Here is a 21,380-nt window from a genome sequence, read left to right as displayed (position 1 = left end):
ACGACGGCTCGCTTGCGCCCCTCGACTGGCGGGCCGGCGCTTGAGCGAGACGGCCGCCGCTGCTCCGCCGGCGCTGCTGGCGCCGGACCTCTGCGTCATCGGCGCCGGCACGGCCGGACTTGCGGTGGCCACCGCCGCCGCCGCCTTCGGCGTGCCCGTGGTGCTGGTCGAACGCGACCGGATGGGCGGGGAGACCGGCAGCAGCGCCATCGCGGCTCTCGCCAGTGCAGGCGCCCGGGCCCAGGCCATCCGCGAGGCCGGGCGCTTCGGCCTCGTCGTCGGCGAACCCGAGATCCGAGACCCGGCTCTGCACGACCATGTCCAGCGGGTCATCGCGGCGCGCCGGCCGAACGTCTCGGCCGAGCGGCTGACGGCACTGGGAGCCACCGTGGTTTCCGGCGAGGCGCGGTTCGTCAGCCGCAGCACAGTCGTCGTAGGCGAGCAGACGATCAAGGCCCGTCGCTTCGTGGTCGCGACGGGTGCGCGAAGCGCCCTGCCCGACATTCCTGGGCTCGCCGACCTGCCGCATTTGACCGAAGAGAGCCTGGCCAGCCTGACCCGCCGGCCGGAGAGTCTCATTGTGCTCGGTGGCGCGCCCTCGGCCGCAGCCCTTGCGCAGGCTCTGGCGAGGCTGGGCAGCCGCGTCGCGCTGGTCGAGCCTGCGGGGCTGCTGCCGGACGAGGATCCCGAGGCCGTGGCGATCCTGCGGCGGACCTTGCTGCGGGAGGGCGTCTCGCTGCACGAGAAGAGGACGATCCTGCGGGCGGAGACCTTCAAGAAGGGCCTGCGCCTCGTGCTGACGGGCGAGGGCGAGGGATCGGAGGCGGTCGTCGAGGCCGATCACATCCTGGTCGCCGGTCGACGCGTCCCGGACATCGCGGGGCTGGATCTCGAGTTGGCAGGCGTCGCCGCCAGCGCCGAAGGCATCCGGGTCGATGCCGGCCTGCGCTGCACCAACCGTCGGGTCTATGCGATCGGCGATTGCGCTGCCGGCGCCACGGGCGGCGCGGGGGGCGCAGAAGAGCAGGCGCGGCTGGTGCTGCGCAATGCGCTGTTCCGGCAGCGCGGGCGCTTCGATCCGGACGCGATCCCGCGCGTCACCCTCACCCAGCCGGTGATCGGTCATGTCGGGCTGAGCGAGGCGGAGGCGCAGCGGCGGGGCGAGGTGCGCGTCCTACGCTGGCCCTATGCGGAGAGCGACGCCGCCCAGGCCGGCCGACAGACGGAAGGGTTCGTGAAGATCCTGACCGACACCAAAGGCAGGCTGCTGGGCGCTACGATCGTCGGGCCGCAGGCCGGCGAATTGATCGCGAGCTGGAGCGTGGCGCTGGCGGCGGGGCGGAGCGTGCAGGACATGGCCGCGCTGCCGGTGCCGCAACCTTCACTGGCCGAGGTGTCGAAGCGCGCAGCGACATCCTTCCTGACCCCGCTCGCGACCAGGCCGGGGCTGCGGCGCCTCATCGGCTGGCTGCGTCGGCTCGGCTAGGATCGACGGCGATGGAGCCCCAGGGACGGGACAGCGAGCCGATCTCCGTCAGCCTGCCGCGCGGGCTGACGCGGCTCGGCCTGTCGGCGAAGCTGCTCGTGCTGACGGTGCTCTTCGTCATGGTGGCGGAGGTGCTGATCTATCTGCCGTCCGTCGCCAATTTCCGGCGCAACTGGCTGAACGACCGCTTGGCGGCGGCGCAGGTTGCCGTACTCGTCCTCGAGGGCGCCCCGGAGGACGGGCTGCCGGAGGGCAGCGAGAATCGGCTGCTGATGGGCGTCGGCGCGCGCGCGATCGCGGCGCGTGTCGGTGGGGCGCGGCGCCTGCTCAGCCTCGATTCGATGCCGCCCGCTGCGGTTTCGCGCACGGTCGACCTGCGCAGCCTGGGCTGGTTCGGCGCCATCGGGGAGGCGATGGAAACGCTCATCCTGCCGGCACAGATGCCGATCCGTGTCATCGGCGAGGCCGTCGGCGGGGCGGATTTCGTGGAAATCGTCATCGACGAGGCCCCGCTGCGGCGGGCGATGCTCAAGTTCTCGGTCAATCTCCTGCTGATCTCGCTGGTGATCTCGGGTCTGACGGCCGTGGCAGTCTATGTCGCGCTGAACTGGATGATCGTGGGGCCGATCCGGCAATTGGCGGCGAATGTCATGGAGTTCGAGGTCGATCCCGAAAATCCGCATCGGATCATCGAGCCGACGCGGCGAGCGGACGAGATCGGCGAGGCGCAGCGTGCCCTGGCGCGCATGCAGATGACGCTGGCGGGGGAGCTGCGGACCAAGAAGCATCTCGCGGAGCTCGGGCTCGCCGTCAGCAAGATCAATCACGACCTGCGCAACATGCTGGCCGCCGCGCAGCTGATGTCGGACCGGCTGACCGAAACGCGCGACGCCAAGATCAAGCGCTTCGCGCCGCGGCTGATCGCGACTCTCGGCCGCGCTATCGATTTCTGTCAGGCGACGCTGGCCTATGGCCGTGCGGCGGAGGCAACGCCGGTGCTACGGGAGGTCCTGCTGCGCCAGCTGGTGGCGGAGCAGGCCGAGCTGCTGGGTCTGGCCGAAGCGGCGCAGGTGAGCTTCAGCAACGAGGTCCCGGCCGATCTGGTCGCCCCCTGCGATCCCGACCAGATGGCCCGCGTCCTGCTCAATCTGATGCGCAACTCGGTTCAGGCACTCACCGAAGCCGGCACTGAGCCCGGCGGGCGCCCGCTGCTGGCCGTTCATGCCACACGCGACAACGGCTCCGTCGTGCTGCGCGTCACCGATAACGGACCGGGCGTGCCCGAGCGGGCCCGGGCCAATCTGTTTCAGGCCTTCCGCGGCTCGGCGACACCGGGCGGCACCGGCCTCGGCCTCGCCATCGCGGCCGAGCTGGTCCGGCTGCATGGCGGCACGATCGCGCTCGAGCCTTCGGAGATCGGGGCGGTGTTCAAGGTGACGCTGCCGGCCCCGCGGACGGTCGCGGCCTGAGGGCCGCCTACTGGCTCGCCCAGATCACGCGGGCCATGAAGGCGATCTCCGCCAGCGGCAGGACGCGGTCGCCATGCTCGGGATTGAGCGAAGCGAGCTCGACCGTCTTCGCCGTCTGGCGCTTGAGCTGCTTGGCCAGCACCTCGCCCTCGATCGTCTTGACCACGACGCGGTCGCCCCGGCGCACCGTCGCCGTCGGCGAGACGATGATGGTGTCGCCGTCGCGATAGAGCGGCAGCATCGAATCGCCGGAAATCTCCAGCGCGTAGGCCTTCTCGTCGGCGACGCCGGGAAAGGCGACTTCCTCCCAGCCGGTGCCGACGGGAAAGCCGCCATCGTCGAAGAAGCCGCCCGAGCCAGCCTGGGCGAAGCCGATCAGCGGGATGGTTCGGGAGGGCGCCGCGCCACGGCGCATCACCACGCTCATGAACTCGTCCAACGAGGCACCGGTGGCGGCCAGGATCTTCGCGATCGATTCGGTCGAGGGCCAGCGCTCGCGTCCGTCAGGGCCGATCCGCTTGGAGCGGTTGAAGGTGGTGGCGTCCAGCCCGGCCTTTCGGGCCAAACCCGAGGCGGTGAAGCCATAACGCTGGGCAAGGGCGTCGATCGCGCTCCAGATCTGGTCGTGGGAGAGCACCGCACACCTCGCGTGGGATGTTGCCTTGGCCGGGGATAAGAATAGGAAATATCCCCTATTCCCTAAGACATCAATCTGATTTCTGCCGCGGGCGACGAGAAAAATTGGCGAAGCCTCCTGACAGCCGCTAAGCCGTCCGCAACCGTCATTCGCCGAGGTCGCCCCGTGCCGCTCATCTACAAGATCTGCCCCGCCAGCCTTTGGCGCGAGGCCGAGGCCGCGGGCCGTTTCCACGGCGCGGCGATCGACCTCACCGACGGCTTCATCCATTTCTCGACCGGCGGGCAGCTGCGCGAGACGGCAGCCAAGCACTTCGCCGGACAGAGCGATCTGCTGCTGATCGCGGTGGAGGGCGATACGCTCGGCGCGGCCCTGCGCTACGAGCCGTCGCGGGGCGGGGCACTGTTCCCGCATCTCTATGCGCCGCTCGATCCGCGCGTCGTGCGCTGGGTGGTGCCGCTGGCCCAGGGCAGCGACGGCAGCCCCGTCATTCCGGAGGACATTGCGTGATCGGCTCGCTCTTCCATCTCGCCCGGCCGCTGATCCACAAGATGGATGCCGAGACCGCGCACCGCCTGACGGTCGCGGCGCTGGCGGCCGCCCCCGCACTGAGGCCAGCGCCGGATGATCCTGTCCTCGCGACGGAAGCCTTCGGCCTGTCCTTCTCCAATCCGGTCGGTCTCGCGGCGGGCTTCGACAAGCATGCCGAGGCGGTGGACGGGGCGCTCGGCCTCGGCTTCGGCTTCGTCGAGGTCGGCGGAGTCACCCCCCTGCCCCAGCCCGGCAACCCGAAGCCGCGCGTCTTCCGGCTGGTCGAGGATGCGGCCGTGATCAACCGCTACGGCCTCAACAGCGACGGTATGGAGGCCGTGGCGCAGCGCCTGGCGGCCCGGCGGGCGCGAGGCGGCATCGTCGGGGTCAATCTCGGGGCCAACAAGGAGTCGGCCGACCGGGCGGCCGATTATGCGGTGCTGACACGCAGGCTCGCACCCCTGACCGACTTCGTCACCGTCAATGTCTCGTCCCCCAACACGCCGGGGCTGCGTGATCTGCAGGCAGAGGCCGCGCTGGACGATTTGATCGCCCGGGCCCTGGACGCGCGTGACGAGGCAGCAGCGGGCGGGCGCCCAACGCCGCTGCTGCTGAAGATCGCGCCCGATCTCACCCTGCCGGAACTCGACGGCATGATCGCGGTCGCGCGCAAGCGCCAAATCGACGGGCTCATCGTCTCCAACACCACCATCGCGCGGCCGGAGAGCCTGCGCAGCCCGTCCAGGGGGGAAGCCGGCGGCCTCTCGGGCAAGCCGCTCTTCACCGGCTCGACGCGGCTGCTGGCCGAGGCCTTCCTGCGGGTCGAGCGGCAGTTCCCGCTGATCGGTGTCGGCGGCATCGACTCGGCCGAAACCGCCTTCGCCAAGATCCGAGCCGGTGCGGATCTCGTGCAGTTCTACTCAGCCATGGTGTTTCATGGCCCCGGGCTGGTGAGGACGATCAAGGCGGGACTGGCAGCCGAAGCGCGCCGCGCCGGGCTGCCGAAGCTCGCCGCGCTGGTGGGGCGCGATGCCGCCGCCATCGCCGCGGGCAAGGGTCTGTAGCGGCGATTGCGATCGGCATTCGGGCCGCGGCCTCTTGCCGCCGCCCGCGACCTGGCCTATCGGGCCTCCCGCACCCTGCGACGACAGATGCCTACCGCCGTCATCGCCGCCCGGGTGCGGCGGGATAGCGAAAGGCGGGGGCCTTGCCGATCATCGACTGGAAGAGGCTTGCGGCGAGCGCACTCGCGCCCGCGGTGCTGATCGGGCTCATTCTCGGGGCCATGCTCTGGCACCAGCACGAGAGCGTGGAGCGCGTCGCGGATCGCGATCGGGCGGCACAGATGCGGCTCGTCGGCTCGCTGCTCGACGCCAATCTCGACCAGGCGGCGAAATTCTCGCTTGCCCTGGCGGAGACCTTCGCGCGCAATCCCCAGATCCGCGAAGCCCTGGCCGCCGGCGACCGCGCCCGGCTGGAAGCCCTATCCAAGGACGCCTACCAGTACCTCAGCCGCCAGGCGAGCGTGCAGATCTTCGGCTATCACTCGCCCGACCTGCGCTACCTGCTGCGGATGCACCGGCCTGACCAGCATGGCGACGACATCTCCGGCTTCCGCGCCATGGTTGTCGCCGCCAACCGGCTGCGACGCTCCCAGACCGGCGTCGAGATCGGCATCGCCGGCATCGGCATCCGCGGCGTCGCGCCGATCGAGCAGGGCGGCGCGCTGCTGGGCAGCGTCGAGGCCGGTCTCGACATCCGCCCCATGCTGGACCTGGTGAAGACGGCGACCAATACCGAGATCGCCGTGGTGGCCGCCGCCTCCCTCAGCGGTGTCGCGCTCGACCCCAAGCTGCCCTCCATCGGCGATCTTTCGATCATGGCCTCGACCAATGAGGCCTTGTTCGCGCGCTTCCTGCGCGCCGTTCCGACGAAGCCCGTGCGGGATGTCGAGGTCGCCACGCGCCGGCTCGACGGCCAGAGCTATGGCGTGATGGCGCAGCCGCTGGTCGATTTCTCAGGCCGGCTCATCGGCATGGCGATCATGCTGAAGGAGGAGCCCAGCTCGGACTGGCGGCGACTGACGACGGAGCTCTGGGTCATCGCGCTCTGCGGCGGCATCGTCGCCTTCGTCGGCTTCCTCGTGCTGGCGCGCCGGCGGCGGGACGCGTGATGCATCGCCTGCTGCTGATCGCTGCGCTGCTGATCGCCTCGGTGGCGGGAGCCTCCGCCGAGGAGGCGGCCGCCTCCCGCACGGGTCTGCCGCAAAGCGTCGAACTGCCGGTGCGGGTCCGGGTCGCTTTGCGCGTCCTCAACGTGCTCGAGATCAAGGAGGTCGCCGGCCAAGGGCGCCTCCAAGTCGAACTGACCCAACGCTGGCAGGATCCGCGGCTTTCCTTCGATGCCATCGCGCGCGGCCTCGCTAGGGACGACCGGGTCGGGGACGAGGCGGACGAGTATCTGAAGACGATCTGGACGCCGGGCCTGACGCTCGACAACCAGATCGGCGACAAGGATTCGCGCAGCGTCGCGCTGTCGGTCCACGCCCATGGCGAGGTCATGCTGATCGAGCGGTTCGAGAGCGATTTCCGTTTTCGCATGAACATGGACGCCTTCCCCTTCGACCAGCAGAGGCTGACGCTGTCGCTCTCGCTGCCGCGCTACCCGCAGCAGGAGGCGGTGATCGTCACCACCGAGGCGGATCGGCAATTCTCGGGCGTCGATGCCACACCGTCGGTCGTCGACTGGCGCCCGATCGGCCTGCGCTTCACCAGCGAGCCGGCCATGGGCTGGAACGCGCGCTCCTATTCGCGGCTGAATGCCACGGTCACGATGGCGCGGGACGCACAGCGCTATGTGCTGCGCGTCTTCGTACCGATCATCGCCGTGCTGGCGGTTTCGCTCTTCGTGCTGTGGTCGCCCGGCCTCAAGGAGCAGGACAAGGGCGGGCTGATCTTCTCCTCGCTGCTCGCTCTGGCGGCGATCAGCTTCACCTTCGAATCGAGCTTCCCGGGTTCGATCTCGCTGAACACGCCGATCGCCGAGATGATCTCGCTCGGCTACCTCTATCTCGTGGCGGTACTGATGTTCGAGATCGCGCTGGCCGTCGTCATCGCCACGCCGCAGGGGCGCTGGACGGCCGAGGCCACGGCACTGCGCTATCACCTGCGCTGGGCGCTGCCGGCCATCATGCTGATCGTCTGCCTCGGCGCGGCGCTCAGGGCACTGCCGGGCTGAGCCGGCGCTCCGCTCAGCGGCGCGCTGCGAAGAGCCGCGACAGCAGCCAGAGCGGCACGACGATCAGCGCGCCGCCGATGATCCACTGGCCGACCTCGCGCAGCGCACCGAAGCCGAGATCGCCGAGCGAGCGGACGAAGCGGGCCGCAGCATCGAAGAGCGCGCGGGGCGAGAGGTCCAGAAAGGCCATCGCCGCGCCGACGAGCAGCGAGATGAAGAGCAGCCGCACGAGCACGCCGAGCGGCGAGCCGCCGAGAAAGCGTTCGATCCTGCCGTTGGCCATACCCTAAAATCCCAAGTCCTCTCGCGTCGAGAAGACGCCCGGGTGGTTGAACCCCGGCTGAACGGGCTGTCAACCCACTGGCCGGTCAGGAGGTGGCGGAGGCTCCGGCCGTGGCCCAGGCGGTGCCGGCGATCTTGGCGGCGGCGATGACGGCCTGGGTGCGGCTGTCGACGTCGAGCTTGGTCAGGATCGCCGAGACATGCGCCTTGACCGTCGCCTCGGAGACACCGAGCTCATAGGCGATCTGCTTGTTGAGCAGCCCCTCCGACAGCATCATCAGCACGCGCACCTGCTGGGGCGTCAGCGTCGAGAGGTTGCGCACCATCGTCGCCGTCTCGGCCTCGACCGGCGCAGTGAGATCGACGCCCGGAGGCGTCCAGACGCCGCCGTCGAGCACGGCGCGAATCGCCTCGCCCATCTGCTCGACATCGGCCGTCTTGGGCAGGAAGCCGAGCGCGCCGAACTCGATGCAGCGGCGGATCACGGCCGGATCGTCATTGGCGGAGACCACGATGACCGGGATCTCGGGATGGTCCGCCCGCAGGAAGAGCAGCCCGGAAAAGCCCTGCACGCCCGGCATGGTGAGATCGAGCAAGACGAGATCGGCGTCGCCGCCGCTGTCGAGCGCCTCGGTCAGCGCCTCCAGCGAGCCGACCTCGCTGACATCGGCGCCTTCGAGCGCGGTGGAGACGGCCTGGCGCAGGGCGCCGCGGAAGAGCGGATGATCATCCGCGATGACGATCCGTGTCGACGGCTGTCGTTTCATGGGATCCCATCCTCATGCCCGGCCCGCATTGTGCCTCAATCGGGCACCGGTTCAAGCCGTCGGCGCGGGCTGCCGACGGGCAGGCTGTGAACCATCCGGCGGCGGCGCGCAATCAGCCATTCGACGGCAGCAGCGCCTCCAGCGCCTCGATCCGGTCCGCCTCGCGGGGCGGTTTGTCCCAGCGGATACGGCTGATCCGGGGAAAGCGCATGGCGACGCCCGACTTATGGCGGGTCGAGCGCTGCAGCCCTTCGAAGGCGACTTCGAAGACGAGACCGCTCTCGACAGTGTGCGTGACCTCGCGGACCGGCCCGAAGCGGTTGAGCGTGTGCTTGCGGACATAGCGGTCCAGTTCGACCAGTTCTTCGTCGGTGAAGCCGAAATAGGCCTTGCCGACCGGCACGAGTTCGTCCGCCCCGCCCTCGCTGGCACGCCAGACGCCGAAGGTGAAGTCGGAGTAGAAGGAGGAGCGCTTGCCGTGGCCGCGCTGGGCATACATCAGCACGCAGTCGATGAGCCTGGCCTCGCGCTTCCATTTCCACCAATGGCCTTTCGGGCGGCCCGGCAGATAGGGCGAGTCGAGGCGCTTGATCATGCAGCCCTCGACGGCTTCCGCATCGGCGCCGGCGCCGGCCATCGCAGGGTCGGCGCGCGCGGCGGCGAGATCGTCCCAGTCGCGGAACGCAATCGGCGGGGAGAGATCGACGATCGGGCTGTCGAGGCGCGCGACGAAGGCCTCCAGCCGCGCCCTGCGCGCCGAGAGCGGCAGATCGCGCAGATCCTCCTCGCCATCGACGAGCAGGTCGTAGGCGCGAATATGCGCGGGATGCTCGAGCAGCATCTTCGCGGTGACGCTCTTGCGGTTGAGCCGCTGCTGCAGGCTGTTGAAGCTCTGGACGGCCGCCTCCCGCCGCACCAGCAATTCGCCGTCGAGCGCGCCGTCCAGCGTCAGCGCCTCGACAACGTCCGGGAAGGCGGCGGCGATGTCCTCGCCGGTGCGCGAGAACAGCCGCGTGACGCGCTCGCCATCCGGTCGCGTGCCGGTGACGGCCTGGACGCGGATGCCGTCCCATTTCCATTCGGCCTGGAATTCGGCCGGGTTCATCTTGTCGAAATCGCCGTCCTCGATCGGGTGCGAGAGCATCACCGGTCGGAAGGGCGCGGGATCGGTGGCCTCGGGCCGCGGCCCCCTGCCCTCGAGCCAGGCGAAGAGCGTGGCATAGGGCGGCTCGAGCCCGTGCCAGACCTGCTCGACCTCATCGGCAGGGATGCCGCCGAGGCTTGCGGCGGCCGTCTTGGCGAGGCGCGCGGAGACGCCGATGCGCAACGAGCCGGTGATCAGCTTCAGCAGCGCCCAGCGGCCGGTCTCGTCGAGCGCGTCGAGCCAGGAGGCGACGAGACGCGGCAATTCGGTCTTGCCGACGCTGCGCAGCCCTTCCACGACATCCGGCAGATGCGGCACGTCATTGGCGCCGTGCCGTGCCGGCCACATCAGCGCGACGGTCTCCGAGAGGTCGCCGACATAGTCATAGGAGAGCGCGAACAGCACCGGGTCGGTGCGCTCGGCGATCAGCGCCCGCACGAGCCCGGATTTCGCGTTGGGGAAGACCAGCCCCCCGGTCATCGCCGCCAGAGCGAGGCCGCGATCCGGATCGGGCGTGCTGCGCAGATAGTCCGCGATCAGCGCCAGCTTGGCGTTGCGGCGCGGCTCATAGGCCAGCCGGTCGAGCAGCCAGGCGAAGCGGTTCACCGGCGCGTCCCCCGACCGCGCCGGCGTTTACCAATGCGGCGAACTCTTGGCATCATTCAGTTTCCATTCATGAAGGCGCCCGCAGGCTGACCATCGCTGAGGGGGACATGCCGACCATGCGTGCTGCCATCCGGATTGCCGGCCTCGCCATTGCCCTGGCGACTGCGCTGTCGGGCGCCGCCCAGGCCGGTGCCTTCACCTGCCGTGAAACGCCGATCGTCGCGCCGAACCATAAGCTGACCGCGCTGGCGCCACGGATCGCAACAGGCGGCAAGCTGGACATCCTCGCGATCGGCTCCTCCTCGACCGAAGGCGTCGGCGCCACCAGCCGCGACAGGAGCTACCCTGCGCGACTGCAGAGCCTGCTGTCGGCCGCGTGGCCCCGCGTCCAGGTCAGCGTGGCCAATGCCGGCATCGGCGGCGAGATTGCGCCCGAGACATTGCTCCGGTTGAAGAAAGCCCTGAGCGAGCGCCGCTACGATCTGGTGATCTGGCAGGTCGGCACCAACGACGCCGTGCGCGGCGGCGACATGGCGGCTTTCCGCGCGATGATCGCCGACGGCATCGCCGTGGTGAAAAACGCCGGCGTCAGCCTCGCTCTGCTCGACCCGCAGTATTTTCCCGGCATCCGGGAGCCGGCGCGCTATCGAACCTATGTCGATGCAATCGCCGACGTCGCCAAGCGCGAGAGCGTTCCCGTGTTCACGCGCTACGAGACGATGCGGGAATGGCACGATGCCGATGCCCAGGCCTTCAAGGCCGCGCTCGCGGCGGACAGCTTCCATATGAGCGATGCGGGTTATGACTGCCTCGCCCGCGACATGGCGGCGGGTCTCGTCTCTCTGACCACCGGTGGCCGGCCCGTCGTCGCGCAGACGCGCTAGCGCTTCAGACCGGAACGGCATCGGCGCCCTCCACGGCAGCCTCGGCCTCGCCCTCATCACCATAACCCACAAGATGCAGCGGCCTGGCGCGCAGGCCGACGCTCGTGCACCAGTGGACGAGTGCATCGGCCTCGCCATGAGTGACCCAGATCTCGCCAGCGCCCGTCTCGCGGATGGTGGCCTGGAGATCGTCCCAGTCGGCATGGTCGGAGACGATCAGGGGCAGTTCGACGCCCTTCTGGCGGGCGCGGGCGCGGATCCGCATCCAGCCTGAGGCGAAACTCGTCACCGGATCGGGAAACTTCCGCGCCCACAGATCCTGGATTGCGCTCGGCGGGCAGATGACGATCTCGCCGCCCAGCGTCTTGCGCTCCGCGGCGACGACCTTGCGGACCTCGCCGAGCTGCGCGCCTTCGGAGATGTAGAACTCGGTCAGCTTCTCCATCGCGCCATGGAGATAGAGCGGGCGGTCGTAGCCGGCTTCGCGGATCAGGGCCATGACGCGCTGCGCCTTCCCCAGCGAATAGGCGCCGACGATATGCGTTCGCTCGGGAAAGAGCCGGACCGATTCCAGGAGCTTGCCGACCTCGGCATGGGCGGGCGGGTGGCGGAAGACCGGCAGGCCGAAGGTCGCCTCGGTGATGAAGATGTCGCAGGGCACAGGTTCGAAGCCGGCGCAGGTCGGGTCGCGCTCGCGCTTGTAGTCGCCGGAGGCGACGATCCGCAGGCCGCCGCATTCGACGACGATCTGCGCCGATCCCAGCACATGCCCGGCCGGCACGAAGGTGAATTCCACCTCGCCGATCCGGACCGTCTCGCCCGGAACGGCTTCCTGTCGCTGAGCCGTAAAGCCCTCGCCATAGCGCAGCGCCATGATGGCGAGGGTCTCGCGCGTCGCCAGCACGGCGCCATGGCCGGCTCTGGCATGATCGGAATGGCCATGCGTGATGAGCGCCCGCGCCACCGGCCGCACCGGGTCGATGTAGACATCGGCCGGGGGGCACCAGAGGCCGGCCGGCGTCGGGATCAGCAGATCGGAGGGGCGCATCGTCCCCGGCGCGTTGCGTCTGGCCAGCGTCATACTCCTCAGATAGACCCGCGCGCATGATCGAAAAGGCCCCGACCGCGCATTCCGCCAGTTCCGGCGATCCGACGCTGGACCGCCGCTATGGCTGGGCCGAGGCTGCGTTCAAGGAGGGAGACGCGCAGGACTGCGTCGAGATCCTCGACCAGACGCTGGCGCAGGCCTACCACTTCACCGCCGCCTGGCATCTCTACGGCCTCGCGCAGGAGGCGCTGGGCCACAAGGAGGAGGCGGCGACCGCCTGGCGGCAATGCCTGACGCTCGACCCCAATGACCATTTCGGTGCTCGGCTCGACCTCGCGCGGATCGGCGCGATGGCAGCCGAAGACGCGACCTCCGAGAATTTCTCCGGCACGCTCTTCGATGGCTATGCCGACCGGTTCGACAGCCATCTGACGCAGGCGCTGCACTACAATGCTCCGGAACTGATCAAGGCCACGCTGGCTCGGCTCTGTGAAAACGCCGGCCGCGCCTTCCGGTTCGCGACCGTCTTCGACCTCGGTTGCGGCACCGGACTGATGGGCGAGGCGATCCGAAACGAGGCCGGTTTCCTCGCCGGTTGCGATCTCTCGCCGCGCATGATCGAGCGGGCTCGGGCCAAGACGAAAGGCGATGGCTCGCCGCTCTACGACAAGCTCGCCGTGGCGGGCCTCACCGCTTTCCTCGCCAGCCGCCCAGACGCCAGCGCCGATCTCCTGCTGGCGGCCGACGTCTTCGTCTATCTCGGCGAATTGCGGCCGGCCTTCGCCCAGGCGGCCCGCGTCCTGTCTCTGGACGGGCTCCTGATCTTCACGGTCCAGAGCCACGAAGGCGAGGGCGTGGTGGTGGGTGAGGATCGGCGGTTCGCGCATGCGGAGGGCTGGTTGAGGCAGAGGCTTGCTGAAACGGGGCTCGAGATCGTCTCGCTCGAACCCGTCAGCACGCGTCAGGACCGTGGCGCTGCGGTTCCCGGCCTGCTCGTGGCCGCCCGGCGGGCCGCCTGACTGCCGCTGCGGCAGGGTGCCGCGGTGGGAACAATCGTTCGTTTCGCGCGATATAGAAGCGCCCGCGGAGCACCGAAGCCGAAGCCCATGTCCACCAGAGTTCTGATTGTCGAGGACGAGGTCCTGATCGCCATGGAGACGGAGGCGATCGTCGAGGATCTCGGCCATCATCCCGTCGGCATCGCCGCGACCTCCCGGGAGGCGCTCGCGCTGGCCGCCACCGAAGAGCCCGATGTCGCGCTGGTCGACGTCAATCTCGCCGACGGGCCGACTGGCCCTGCGGTCGGGGCCAAGCTCGCCGATCTGGGCATCGCCGTCGTCTTCATCACCGCCAATCCGCGCATGCTGCAGCAGCGGATCGAGAATGCGATCGGCGTGTTCGACAAGCCGGTGGCCGACCGCGATCTGGCGGAACTGCTCGATTACGTCACGAGCCGCGCCGCTGGAAGACCGGCCCAGCCGCCGAGCCGGCTGCGGGTGTTCTGACCTTCGCAGCCCGTTTCAGGCTTGGGAGTCGAGATCCCGCGCCAACCGCGCCGCCGCGACCGCGACCTCCACGACCAGCCCCTCGCGCTTCCAGTCGCGTGTCAGGCGGCCCCCGAGCTGCCGGCCGACGCTCATCTCCGCCAGCCGGGTGCCAAATCCCGTCCGGCCCGGCTCGCCCTCGATCTCGGGGCCGCCCGTTTCCGTCCAGCGCAGGATGATCTCGTCGCCGTCGTGACGGATCGCGATGTCGACTCTCCCGGTTTCGGCGGACAACGCGCCATATTTGACGGCGTTGGTGGCGAGTTCGTGGAAGAGCAGCGCGATCGGCGTGGCGCCGCGGTCGTCGACCGTGGCGTCCTCGCCCGTCACCGTCAGCCGCCCCTCGCTCACCGCCGGATAAGGCGAGAACAGGTTGTCCAGCAGGCCCTTGATCGTGGTGCGGCCGATGACCGGCTGCGACGCCTCGCTGTGGGGGCGCACGAATTCATGGGCCCGCGCCAGCGCCGAGACGCGCTCGCGGAACTGGGCGGCGAAGTCCTTGGCCTCCGGGAACTCCCGGGCCGAGAGCGCGATCAGGCTGCCGACCACGGAGAAGATGTTCTTGATGCGGTGACTGAGCTCGTGGCTCAGCAATTCATTGGCTTCGGCCGCGAGCTTCGCCTCGTGGATGTCCGTGCAGGTGCCGATCCAGCGGACAATCCGTCCCTCCGCATCGCGCACCGGCTGGGCGCGGCCGATCGTCCAGCGATACTGTCCGGAATTGTGGCGCAGCCGGTACTCGACCTCATAGACCTCGCCCGTCGCCAACGAATGGCGCCAGCGCCGCCAGGCTTCCGGCTGGTCCTCCTCGTGGAACAGCCCGGCCCAGCCCTCGCCATCGGTCGAACCACGCGGGACGCCGGTGAACTCGTACCAGCGCTCGTTGTAGTAATCGTGGAAGCCGTCCGGCCGCGTCGACCAGACCATCTGCGGCATCACATCGGTCAGGATCTTGAAGGTCGCTTCGGTGACCGGCAGCCCGGCTTGGTACAGGTGGGTATCGGGCAAAGGCGGGACCTCGGGCTCCCGGCGGGAGCAGATAGCGGCTCAAACGCCGGGGACGCGGTTTTGTTGCACAGGGCCGATGCCAGGGCCAGTGCAACCGGGCGGCATAGGGATATTCGCCTTTCGTTCCGGCTGCAGCCATCCTATCTCTGTTCTCTATGGCCGCGCCCTCCCCGCTTCCTCCCGCCTTCGAGACCTGGTTCGCCAGCCGCGGCTGGAGCGCACGGCCGCATCAGCTCGCTCTGCTCGAAGAGGCCCGTGCGGGGCGCTCGACGCTGCTGGTGGCACCGACAGGAGCCGGCAAGACGCTCGCCGGCTTCCTGCCCTCGCTGGTCGAGCTGTCGCAGCGCGACGGCAAGCGCGAGGGGCTGCACACCCTCTACATCTCGCCGCCGAAGGCGCTGGCCGTCGACATCGCGCGCAATCTCGAGGCGCCGATCCGCGAGATGGGGCTGCCCATAGCTGTCGAGACCCGGACGGGCGACACCTCCGCCGCCAAGCGCACGCGGCAGATCAGGACGCCGCCCGACATCCTGCTGACGACGCCGGAGCAGCTCGCCTTGCTGGTCTCGCATCGCGACGCTGCGCCTTTCTTCGCCAGCCTGCGGCGGATCGTGCTCGACGAGCTGCATGCGCTGGTGACCTCCAAGCGCGGCGACCTGCTCTCCCTCGATCTGGCACGGCTGCGCAGCCTCGCCCCGCAGGTCAGCGCGGTCGGACTCTCCGCGACGGTGCGCGAGCCGGCCGATCTGCAGCGATTCCTCGGGGGCAGCGAGACGCCGGCCGGCCTCGTCACCGTGAAGGGCGGGGCGGCGGCGCGCATCGGCATCCTGCAGACGCCGACACGCCTGCCCATGGCCGGCCACACCACCGGCCATGCGATGGGGGCGATCTACGAGGCCATCAAGGCGCACAAGCTGACGCTGGTCTTCGTCAATACGCGCATGCAGGCGGAGTTCGCCTTCCAGGCGCTGTGGACGATCAATGACGACAATCTGCCGATCGCGCTGCATCACGGCTCGCTCGACGCCACGCAGCGCCGCAAGGTCGAGGCGGCGATGGCCGAGGGGCGGCTGAAGGCGGTCGTCTGCACCGCGACGCTCGATCTCGGCATCGACTGGGGCGATGTCGATCTCGTCGTCAATATCGGCGCGCCGAAGGGCGCAAGCCGGCTGATGCAGCGCATCGGCCGCTCCAACCACCGCATGGACGAGCCCTCGCAGGCGCTGCTCGTGCCTTCCAACCGTTTCGAGCTGCTGGAGTGCCGGGCTGCGCTCGATGCCGTGGCCGAGGCCGCGCAGGACACGGCGGATGCCCGCATCGGGGCGCTCGACGTGCTGGCCCAACATGTTCTCGGCGTCGCCTGCTCGGACGGGTTCGACTCCGAGGCGCTCTACCGGGAGGTCTGCACCGCCTCCCCCTATGCCGGGCTGGAACGCGCCGATTTCGACGCGGTGGTGAACTTCGTCGCGACCGGAGGCTATGCGCTGAGGAGCTATGAGCGCTTCGCCAAGCTCCGCCAGGTCAAGGCGGGGCATTGGCGCGCCAGCAACGCCAAGGTGATCCAGCAATACCGCATGAATGTCGGCACCATCGTCGAATCGACGATGATGAAGGTCCGGCTCGGCAAGGCCCGCGCCGGCCAGCCCGGCCAGCCGCAGACTCCTCTCCGCGGCGGGCGCGTGCTCGGCGAGATCGAGGAGTACTTCGCCGAGACGCTTGTTCCGGGCGACACCTTCATCTTCGCCGGCGAGGTGCTGCGCTTCGAGGGCATCAGCGGCAACGAGGCGGTCTGTTCGCGCGCCGCGCCGGGCACGGACCCGAAGATCCCCTCCTATGCCGGCGGCAAATTCCCGCTCTCGACCTTTCTCGCCGCACGCGTGCGGGCGATGCTCGCCGATCCGAAGGAGTGGGACGCCCTGCCCGAGGAGGTCTCGTCCTGGCTGCATGCGCAGCGGCTGAAATCGCGCCTGCCCAAGCCCGGCGAATTGCTGGTCGAGACCTTCCCGCGCGGCGGGCGCTTCTACCTCGTCGCCTATCCCTTCGAGGGGCGCCTCGCCCATCAGACGCTCGGCATGCTGCTGACGCGCCGGCTGGAGCGCGCGCGGATGCGGCCGCTCGGCTTCGTCTGCAATGATTATGGCATGGCCTGCTGGGGGCTCGGCGACATGACGGCCGCGATCGCGCGGGGCAGCTTAAGCCTCGACGAGCTGTTCTCGCAGGATATGCTGGGCGACGATCTCGAGGAGTGGCTGGCGGAATCGGCGCTGATGAAGCGCACCTTCCGGCAATGCGCCGTGATCGCCGGCCTGATCGAGCGGCGCTTTCCCGGCCAGGAGAAGAATGGCCGGCAGGTCACCATGTCGACCGATCTCGTCTACGACGTGCTGCGCCGGCACGAGCCCGAGCATGTGCTGCTCAAGGCCGCACGCGCGGATGCCGCGACGGGCTTGCTCGACATCAAGCGCCTGGGCCAGATGCTGACACGGATCAGCGGGCGAATCGTGCATCAGCCGCTGGATCATGTGTCGCCGCTCGGCGTCTCCGTCATGCTCGAGATCGGCCGCGAGGCGGTCTATGGCGAGGCGGCCGACGAGATCCTGGCGGAGGCCGAGGCGATGCTGACCGAAGAGGCGATGGCGTGAACGCATTGGCGGCCAGCGACAGGGTGCCGACTGAAGCGGTCTTTCTGCTTGGCCGGCTCGTGGTCGTGCCCGATCATTCGGGCGCGCTCTGGCTGCCCGACGAGCGCACGCTCGTCGTCGCCGACCTGCATCTCGAAAAAGGCTCCTCCTATGCGAGGCGCGGCGTCTTTCTGCCGCCCTATGATTCGGCGGCGACGCTGGCGGCGCTTGCGGCCGCGATCGCCCGCCATGCGCCCACGCGCGTCATCGCGCTCGGCGACAGCTTCCACGACCGCGACGCGGAAATCCGCCTCGACGAAGACAACCGCGCGACGCTGAAGCGGCTGCAGGCAGGCCGCGACTGGCTCTGGGTGACCGGGAATCACGACCCGCAGATCAGCGCGGCGATGGGGGGCGACAGCGCCGCAACCGTCGATCTTCGCGGCGTCACCCTGCGCCACGAGCCTGATGCGTGTGAGACGGGGTTCGAGATCGCCGGCCATCTTCATCCGGCCGCAAAGATCAGGATGCGCGGGCGGGCGCTCCGGCGGCGCTGCTTCGCGCTGTCGGCCCGGCGCTGCGTCATGCCGGCCATGGGCGCCTATGCCGGCGGGCTGAACCTGCGCGATGCCGCCTTCGGGCCGCTGCTGGGCGCCGGCTACAGCGCCCATCTGCTCGGCGACGCCCGGCTCTTCCGCATCGACCCGCGGCTGCTGCTGCCGGACTGAACGCGGACGGGCCGACCCCACGCCGGCGGCCGACCGCAGGGCCATAGACCATCTCGTCCGTGCCGCGACGATGTGGGTTGCGTCCACCCGGCGCTTGTGGCATCAGGACGCCGCTTCGGAACGACGCCCGCCCTGCCCTCGCCCCGGCGACCGCAGAGCAACCTGGCCGACGATCCTGCTGCGGTAGCTCAGTGGTAGAGCACACCATTGGTAATGGTGAGGTCGAGAGTTCAATCCTCTCTCGCAGCACCAGCCCATCTCCTTGATGCGGCTGAGAAAATAAGAGAAACAATGGGTTAGTTCGCCTCTGGTGATACACAGAGGTGCTACACATGGCCCTTCCGATGTCTCGCCCGACCAAGCATCCCAAAACCGGCATCTATCAAATTCGACGGCGTGTCCCGAGGGACATTCGATCCATCATTGGGAAGGGTGAGCGGGTAATCAGCCTCCGCACCAAAGACCCTGAGGAGGCCAAGAGGCGAGCCCCTGCTGCCAACCGGAAGATAGACGAGGAGTTCGCGGCGGCTCGCGCTTCGCTTGGTCCCGCACGGCGTCTGTCGCATCGGGACATCACGGCCCTCTGCGGGGAACTCTACAGGGAGACCGTAGGGCTCTGGGAAGATGACCCTGGATTGGCGGAGGATTGGCTGGCCTACGCCGATCACCTCTATGACGAGCTGGAGCGGGACAGCGAGACAGACGAGCCGGTGGGCCCAAGCAAGGCGGATGTCGCCGACGCAATCAGGATCACGCGGGCGCACGGCATTCCGGCCGATCAAGACAGCCTCCGCCGCCTCGCCTCCGCGATGTACCGCACCAAGCTCAAAGCAGCGGCCACCCTGTCCCGCAGGGCGGAGGGGGACTATTCGCCAGACCAGAACCTTGCCGCCTTCCCGCCTGTCCCCGCCGCCGCCGCAGCCGAGAAGCCGCAGCCATCGGCAACTGAGGAACCCCTGACGGCGGAAACCTTACTGACCCTATGGGCAGCCGAGCGCACCCCCGCACCGGCCACGCTACGGGCCTACGGGGGTAAATTCCGGCAGCTCACGCGCATCTTGGGGTTTGACGACCTCCGCCGGGTGACGCCGGAACTGGTGGTCACGTTCAAAGAAGCGCGGCTCAAGGAGGGGCGCGACGCCGGCACAGTAGCTGACGACGTGTTGGCGATGGGGGCCGTCTGCAATTGGGCGGTCAAGAATAAGAAGCTGGCGGGCAACGCCTTCACCGGCCTTGCGCCGACTGGGAAGCGCAGGGGACCGCCAGCGAGAGACCGCTACGAGGACGACGAAGCCAAGGCCCTTCTGCTCGCTGCGCGGAAAGAAGAAGGATGGATGCGGTGGCTACCGTGGGCGCTGTGCTTCACTGGCGCCCGCATCAGCGAATTGGTGGAGCTTCGGCGGCGCGACATCCGAAAGGAAGCCGGGGTATGGATTTTCGACATCGTCCCTCTCGCCGGCCGGGAGGGGAAGAATGACATCTTCCAACGCATGGTCCCAATTCATCCGGCGCTGGTGGCAGAGGGCTTTCTGGACTACGTCGCCGGACTGAGAGGGGACGCGGACGGGCCGCTTTTCCCTTCGATCACGCCGGACAAACATGGCAGCCGAATACCGCCTGCCACACGCCAAAGCGGGCAGTGGGTGCGCGGGGTGGTCGGCATCACAAGTGCCAAGAAGGGCCCAAATCACTCTTGGCGGCATCGTCTTGAGGACGAGTTGCGGAAGGTTCGCGCCCCTGAGGAGTTGGTGGACGCAATCACCGGACGGTACAATCCCCGGAACGCTGGCGCAGGCTATGGCAGGGGCTATCGGGGAATGCCCGACGAGGTGCTGAAAGACCTCCGGCGCGTTCCTTCTCCTATCGAGACGCAGAGGACCGACGGCCCCGGCGGACCGGCCTCTTAAAGTGCAGTCAGACTGCACCTACCGGGAGGCCCTATTGCAGCCTTCCGGCCTGCCCCGTTCGTCCCGCTCGATTACCACAAGGAGCCTGTCGAGCCGGGCCTGTAGCGCAGCGCCATCCCGCAGTGCCTCGTCATAGGCTTCCATCCGGCGGAGCAAGAACTTCTCCTCAGGGGACAGCGTACCGGCCTCTGGCTTGCCCCTGAGATGGGCCAAGCCCTGTTCGATCACTGCCTGTCGGCTGGCGGCATCATTATCGGCCCGGAGGTCGGGCGGAAGGGTCCCGAGCGGTCACGCATCGGGCAGGTCCAGTGCATCGCGCGGGAGACCTATCGCTGCCATGAGGTCACCTACCGACACTCCCGCAGTTGCGGCCGTTTCCACCAGCCGACATCGTGCAGCTCCGCGCTCGGCCTCGTTGCCTCCGTTCGAGAACAAACGATGCAGCTTTCTCGCGCGGGCCTTCACCATAGGGGTCAAGCCCGTCGGTGGGCGCTCCACCGGCCGGAAGACAACGCGGGGCTTCTCGGGACGGTTGATCTGCGAGCCGGGGTTGTCGGGCGGGCGGGAGCTAACGGTGGTGCCAACAGGGGGGCTAACGCGCTCTGCGGTGCTAACGGCCGGGCGGGAGCTAACAGGGGTGCTAACCTCCGGGCGGGAGCTAACCGCGGAGCTAACAGGCACGGCGGTGCTAACGGCCGATTGGGTGCGGGCTCGTGCTCTCCGCTCTCGCATCAGTTCGCGCATGTAGTCCCTGCGCCTGTCGCGCCGGGTCTGGGGGGCTGCATAAGGCATCTGAGGTTTCCTTGGGTGCTAACAAAAAGACCCCGCCGGCACTGAGGCACGACGGGGCTGTTGGATTGATTTGCTCGGATCGCCGTAACTGGCCTGAAACGCCTGCCCTGTACGGTCTCTGCATGAGGCAGGGTCGGTTTCGACAGCGGCGCAGGGCGCCAGCATGGCGGAGGTGGATCGCCCGCCCCCGCAACGCCGTCTTTGTTGCTGGGCTGGTGCTGGCGGGCGGCATGGCGCTCTACAGAACGCCTTTGCAATCGGCGCTTTCGCCTAACTGCACCATTCGCGGCAACATCAGCGACGGTAGCGGCGAGCGCATCTATCACCTGCCGGGCCAACGCTATTACGGTGACGTCAGCATCAAGCCTTGGCGGGGCGAGCGGTGGTTCTGTTCCGAGGCTGAGGCCATAGCGGCGGGATGGCGCCGGGCGCAGGTGTAGCTACACGCCCGGTGAGCCGGCGGCCGCAACTGCCGCTACGCACATGCTGCCACCTCCGGAGACCGGGCGCGGAGTTCTGCCGGGAGTGCCCTGTATCGGCGGAAGACGGGACCTTCGCGGTCGTTCTCAGAGACCGTGAGCTGGGCAGCGGTGTCAGGCGCCACGACAAACTGCCCCCCTGACGCCATGAGGAACTGACCCCTCTGGAGAGGAGGTCGGCATGGAAGAGCAAGAGGTTCAGAGTTCTCC

The 21,380-nt window shown here is 68.7% G+C and carries 19 protein-coding genes, 1 tRNA gene and 1 pseudogene; 15 read left to right on the top strand and 6 right to left on the bottom strand.

Annotation, left to right across the window (positions count from 1 at the left end; translation table 11 throughout):
• The first annotated feature begins 40 nt into the window (after positions 1-40).
• On the top strand, positions 41-1,486 hold the full coding sequence (locus tag ACFPN9_RS03235) for a dihydrolipoyl dehydrogenase family protein (protein ID WP_066716803.1): 1,446 nt from the start codon (positions 41-43) through the stop codon (positions 1,484-1,486).
• Between the two features lie 11 nt (positions 1,487-1,497).
• Positions 1,498-2,955: a sensor histidine kinase gene (locus ACFPN9_RS03230; RefSeq protein WP_066716805.1), complete on the top strand. Its 1,458-nt coding sequence runs from the start codon at positions 1,498-1,500 to the stop codon at positions 2,953-2,955.
• Between the two features lie 7 nt (positions 2,956-2,962).
• Here the strand turns inward: ACFPN9_RS03230 and ACFPN9_RS03225 are convergent, their stop codons facing one another.
• Positions 2,963-3,592 (bottom strand): S24 family peptidase, encoded by a 630-nt coding sequence (locus tag ACFPN9_RS03225; protein WP_066716806.1) that lies wholly within the window; start codon positions 3,590-3,592, stop codon positions 2,963-2,965.
• A gap of 165 nt (positions 3,593-3,757) precedes the next feature.
• Here ACFPN9_RS03225 and ACFPN9_RS03220 point away from each other — a divergent pair, with 165 nt between their 5' ends.
• The 4 genes from ACFPN9_RS03220 (at position 3,758) to ACFPN9_RS03205 (ending at position 7,360) form a co-directional block, all read left to right on the top strand.
• Entirely contained in the window at positions 3,758-4,102 is a 345-nt protein-coding gene (locus tag ACFPN9_RS03220; protein WP_066716813.1) for a DUF952 domain-containing protein, read from the top strand.
• Complete coding sequence (locus tag ACFPN9_RS03215; protein WP_066716821.1) at positions 4,099-5,187, top strand: quinone-dependent dihydroorotate dehydrogenase; 1,089 nt, start codon at positions 4,099-4,101, stop codon at positions 5,185-5,187. The genes ACFPN9_RS03220 and ACFPN9_RS03215 overlap by 4 nt, the downstream gene beginning before the upstream one ends.
• A gap of 143 nt (positions 5,188-5,330) precedes the next feature.
• Positions 5,331-6,296 carry a cache domain-containing protein gene (locus tag ACFPN9_RS03210; protein WP_066716823.1) on the top strand — a complete coding sequence of 322 codons (966 nt, stop codon included), beginning with the start codon at positions 5,331-5,333 and terminating at the stop codon, positions 6,294-6,296.
• Positions 6,296-7,360 carry a ligand-gated ion channel gene (locus ACFPN9_RS03205; protein ID WP_066716825.1) on the top strand — a complete coding sequence of 355 codons (1,065 nt, stop codon included), beginning with the start codon at positions 6,296-6,298 and terminating at the stop codon, positions 7,358-7,360. Before ACFPN9_RS03210 ends, ACFPN9_RS03205 begins: the two co-directional genes overlap by 1 nt.
• A 13-nt stretch (positions 7,361-7,373) precedes the next feature.
• Here the strand turns inward: ACFPN9_RS03205 and ACFPN9_RS03200 are convergent, their stop codons facing one another.
• From ACFPN9_RS03200 to ACFPN9_RS03190, 3 genes are all read right to left on the bottom strand, one after another.
• A complete protein-coding gene (locus ACFPN9_RS03200; RefSeq protein ID WP_066716827.1) occupies positions 7,374-7,643 on the bottom strand; it encodes a DUF6460 domain-containing protein in 270 nt (89 codons plus the stop codon).
• An 85-nt stretch (positions 7,644-7,728) separates the two neighbouring features.
• Complete coding sequence (locus tag ACFPN9_RS03195; RefSeq protein WP_066716828.1) at positions 7,729-8,409, bottom strand: response regulator; 681 nt, start codon at positions 8,407-8,409, stop codon at positions 7,729-7,731.
• A 112-nt stretch (positions 8,410-8,521) separates the two neighbouring features.
• Positions 8,522-10,159: a cisplatin damage response ATP-dependent DNA ligase gene (locus tag ACFPN9_RS03190; RefSeq protein WP_066716830.1), complete on the bottom strand. Its 1,638-nt coding sequence runs from the start codon at positions 10,157-10,159 to the stop codon at positions 8,522-8,524.
• A gap of 116 nt (positions 10,160-10,275) precedes the next feature.
• On the opposite strand from ACFPN9_RS03190, the gene ACFPN9_RS03185 reads away from it, so the two are divergent.
• Entirely contained in the window at positions 10,276-11,043 is a 768-nt protein-coding gene (locus ACFPN9_RS03185) for an SGNH/GDSL hydrolase family protein (RefSeq protein ID WP_197426511.1), read from the top strand.
• Between the two features lie 4 nt (positions 11,044-11,047).
• Here the strand turns inward: ACFPN9_RS03185 and ACFPN9_RS03180 are convergent, their stop codons facing one another.
• Positions 11,048-12,124 (bottom strand): ligase-associated DNA damage response exonuclease, encoded by a 1,077-nt coding sequence (locus ACFPN9_RS03180; RefSeq protein WP_245282399.1) that lies wholly within the window; start codon positions 12,122-12,124, stop codon positions 11,048-11,050.
• A 23-nt stretch (positions 12,125-12,147) separates the two neighbouring features.
• On the opposite strand from ACFPN9_RS03180, the gene ACFPN9_RS03175 reads away from it, so the two are divergent.
• Together ACFPN9_RS03175 and ACFPN9_RS03170 are read left to right on the top strand one after the other, a co-directional pair.
• The gene (locus ACFPN9_RS03175) at positions 12,148-13,110 is read left to right on the top strand and encodes a class I SAM-dependent DNA methyltransferase (protein WP_377815323.1); all 963 of its coding nucleotides are present in this window, start codon (positions 12,148-12,150) and stop codon (positions 13,108-13,110) included.
• Positions 13,111-13,197: 87 nt separating this feature from the next.
• Entirely contained in the window at positions 13,198-13,596 is a 399-nt protein-coding gene (locus ACFPN9_RS03170; protein ID WP_067254474.1) for a response regulator, read from the top strand.
• A 15-nt stretch (positions 13,597-13,611) separates the two neighbouring features.
• Here the strand turns inward: ACFPN9_RS03170 and ACFPN9_RS03165 are convergent, their stop codons facing one another.
• A complete protein-coding gene (locus tag ACFPN9_RS03165; RefSeq protein ID WP_067254477.1) occupies positions 13,612-14,643 on the bottom strand; it encodes a PAS domain-containing protein in 1,032 nt (343 codons plus the stop codon).
• Between the two features lie 155 nt (positions 14,644-14,798).
• Between ACFPN9_RS03165 and ACFPN9_RS03160 the strand changes: the two genes are divergently transcribed.
• The 6 genes and pseudogenes from ACFPN9_RS03160 (at position 14,799) to ACFPN9_RS03135 (ending at position 21,131) form a co-directional block, all read left to right on the top strand.
• Positions 14,799-17,285 carry a ligase-associated DNA damage response DEXH box helicase gene (locus ACFPN9_RS03160; RefSeq protein WP_377815319.1) on the top strand — a complete coding sequence of 829 codons (2,487 nt, stop codon included), beginning with the start codon at positions 14,799-14,801 and terminating at the stop codon, positions 17,283-17,285.
• Positions 17,286-17,290: 5 nt separating this feature from the next.
• Positions 17,291-17,992 carry a ligase-associated DNA damage response endonuclease PdeM gene (pdeM, locus tag ACFPN9_RS03155; protein WP_067254482.1) on the top strand — a complete coding sequence of 234 codons (702 nt, stop codon included), beginning with the start codon at positions 17,291-17,293 and terminating at the stop codon, positions 17,990-17,992.
• Between the two features lie 177 nt (positions 17,993-18,169).
• Positions 18,170-18,244 (top strand) — tRNA-Thr (locus ACFPN9_RS03150).
• A gap of 80 nt (positions 18,245-18,324) precedes the next feature.
• A pseudogene (locus ACFPN9_RS03145) lies at positions 18,325-18,513 on the top strand (DUF6538 domain-containing protein); the annotation flags it as partial.
• 114 nt (positions 18,514-18,627) lie between these two features.
• A complete protein-coding gene (locus ACFPN9_RS03140; RefSeq protein ID WP_377815798.1) occupies positions 18,628-19,899 on the top strand; it encodes a hypothetical protein in 1,272 nt (423 codons plus the stop codon).
• Positions 19,900-20,921: 1,022 nt separating this feature from the next.
• Positions 20,922-21,131, top strand: a complete 210-nt coding sequence (locus ACFPN9_RS03135; RefSeq protein WP_305690203.1) for a sunset domain-containing protein — start codon at positions 20,922-20,924, stop codon at positions 21,129-21,131.
• Positions 21,132-21,380: the final 249 nt, after the last annotated feature.

The organism is Allobosea massiliensis (assembly GCF_042655245.1).
Classification (GTDB): domain Bacteria; phylum Pseudomonadota; class Alphaproteobacteria; order Rhizobiales; family Beijerinckiaceae; genus Allobosea; species Allobosea massiliensis.
Note: the sequence above shows the minus strand (reverse complement) of the source record. Positions and strands in the feature narration are given on the sequence as shown.

Bases quoted from the DNA above. Each gene is read 5' to 3' on its own strand.
- ACFPN9_RS03180 (WP_245282399.1), bottom strand. From the start codon at position 12,124: ATGACGCTGGCCAGACGCAACGCGCCGGGGACGATGCGCCCCTCCGAT.
- ACFPN9_RS03175 (WP_377815323.1), top strand. From the start codon at position 12,148: ATGATCGAAAAGGCCCCGACCGCGCATTCCGCCAGTTCCGGCGATCCG.
- ACFPN9_RS03205 (WP_066716825.1), top strand. From the start codon at position 6,296: ATGCATCGCCTGCTGCTGATCGCTGCGCTGCTGATCGCCTCGGTGGCG.
- ACFPN9_RS03135 (WP_305690203.1), top strand. From the start codon at position 20,922: ATGGCGCTCTACAGAACGCCTTTGCAATCGGCGCTTTCGCCTAACTGC.
- ACFPN9_RS03170 (WP_067254474.1), top strand. From the start codon at position 13,198: ATGTCCACCAGAGTTCTGATTGTCGAGGACGAGGTCCTGATCGCCATG.
- ACFPN9_RS03200 (WP_066716827.1), bottom strand. From the start codon at position 7,643: ATGGCCAACGGCAGGATCGAACGCTTTCTCGGCGGCTCGCCGCTCGGC.
- ACFPN9_RS03195 (WP_066716828.1), bottom strand. From the start codon at position 8,409: ATGAAACGACAGCCGTCGACACGGATCGTCATCGCGGATGATCATCCG.
- ACFPN9_RS03185 (WP_197426511.1), top strand. From the start codon at position 10,276: ATGCGTGCTGCCATCCGGATTGCCGGCCTCGCCATTGCCCTGGCGACT.
- ACFPN9_RS03160 (WP_377815319.1), top strand. From the start codon at position 14,799: ATGGCCGCGCCCTCCCCGCTTCCTCCCGCCTTCGAGACCTGGTTCGCC.
- ACFPN9_RS03230 (WP_066716805.1), top strand. From the start codon at position 1,498: ATGGAGCCCCAGGGACGGGACAGCGAGCCGATCTCCGTCAGCCTGCCG.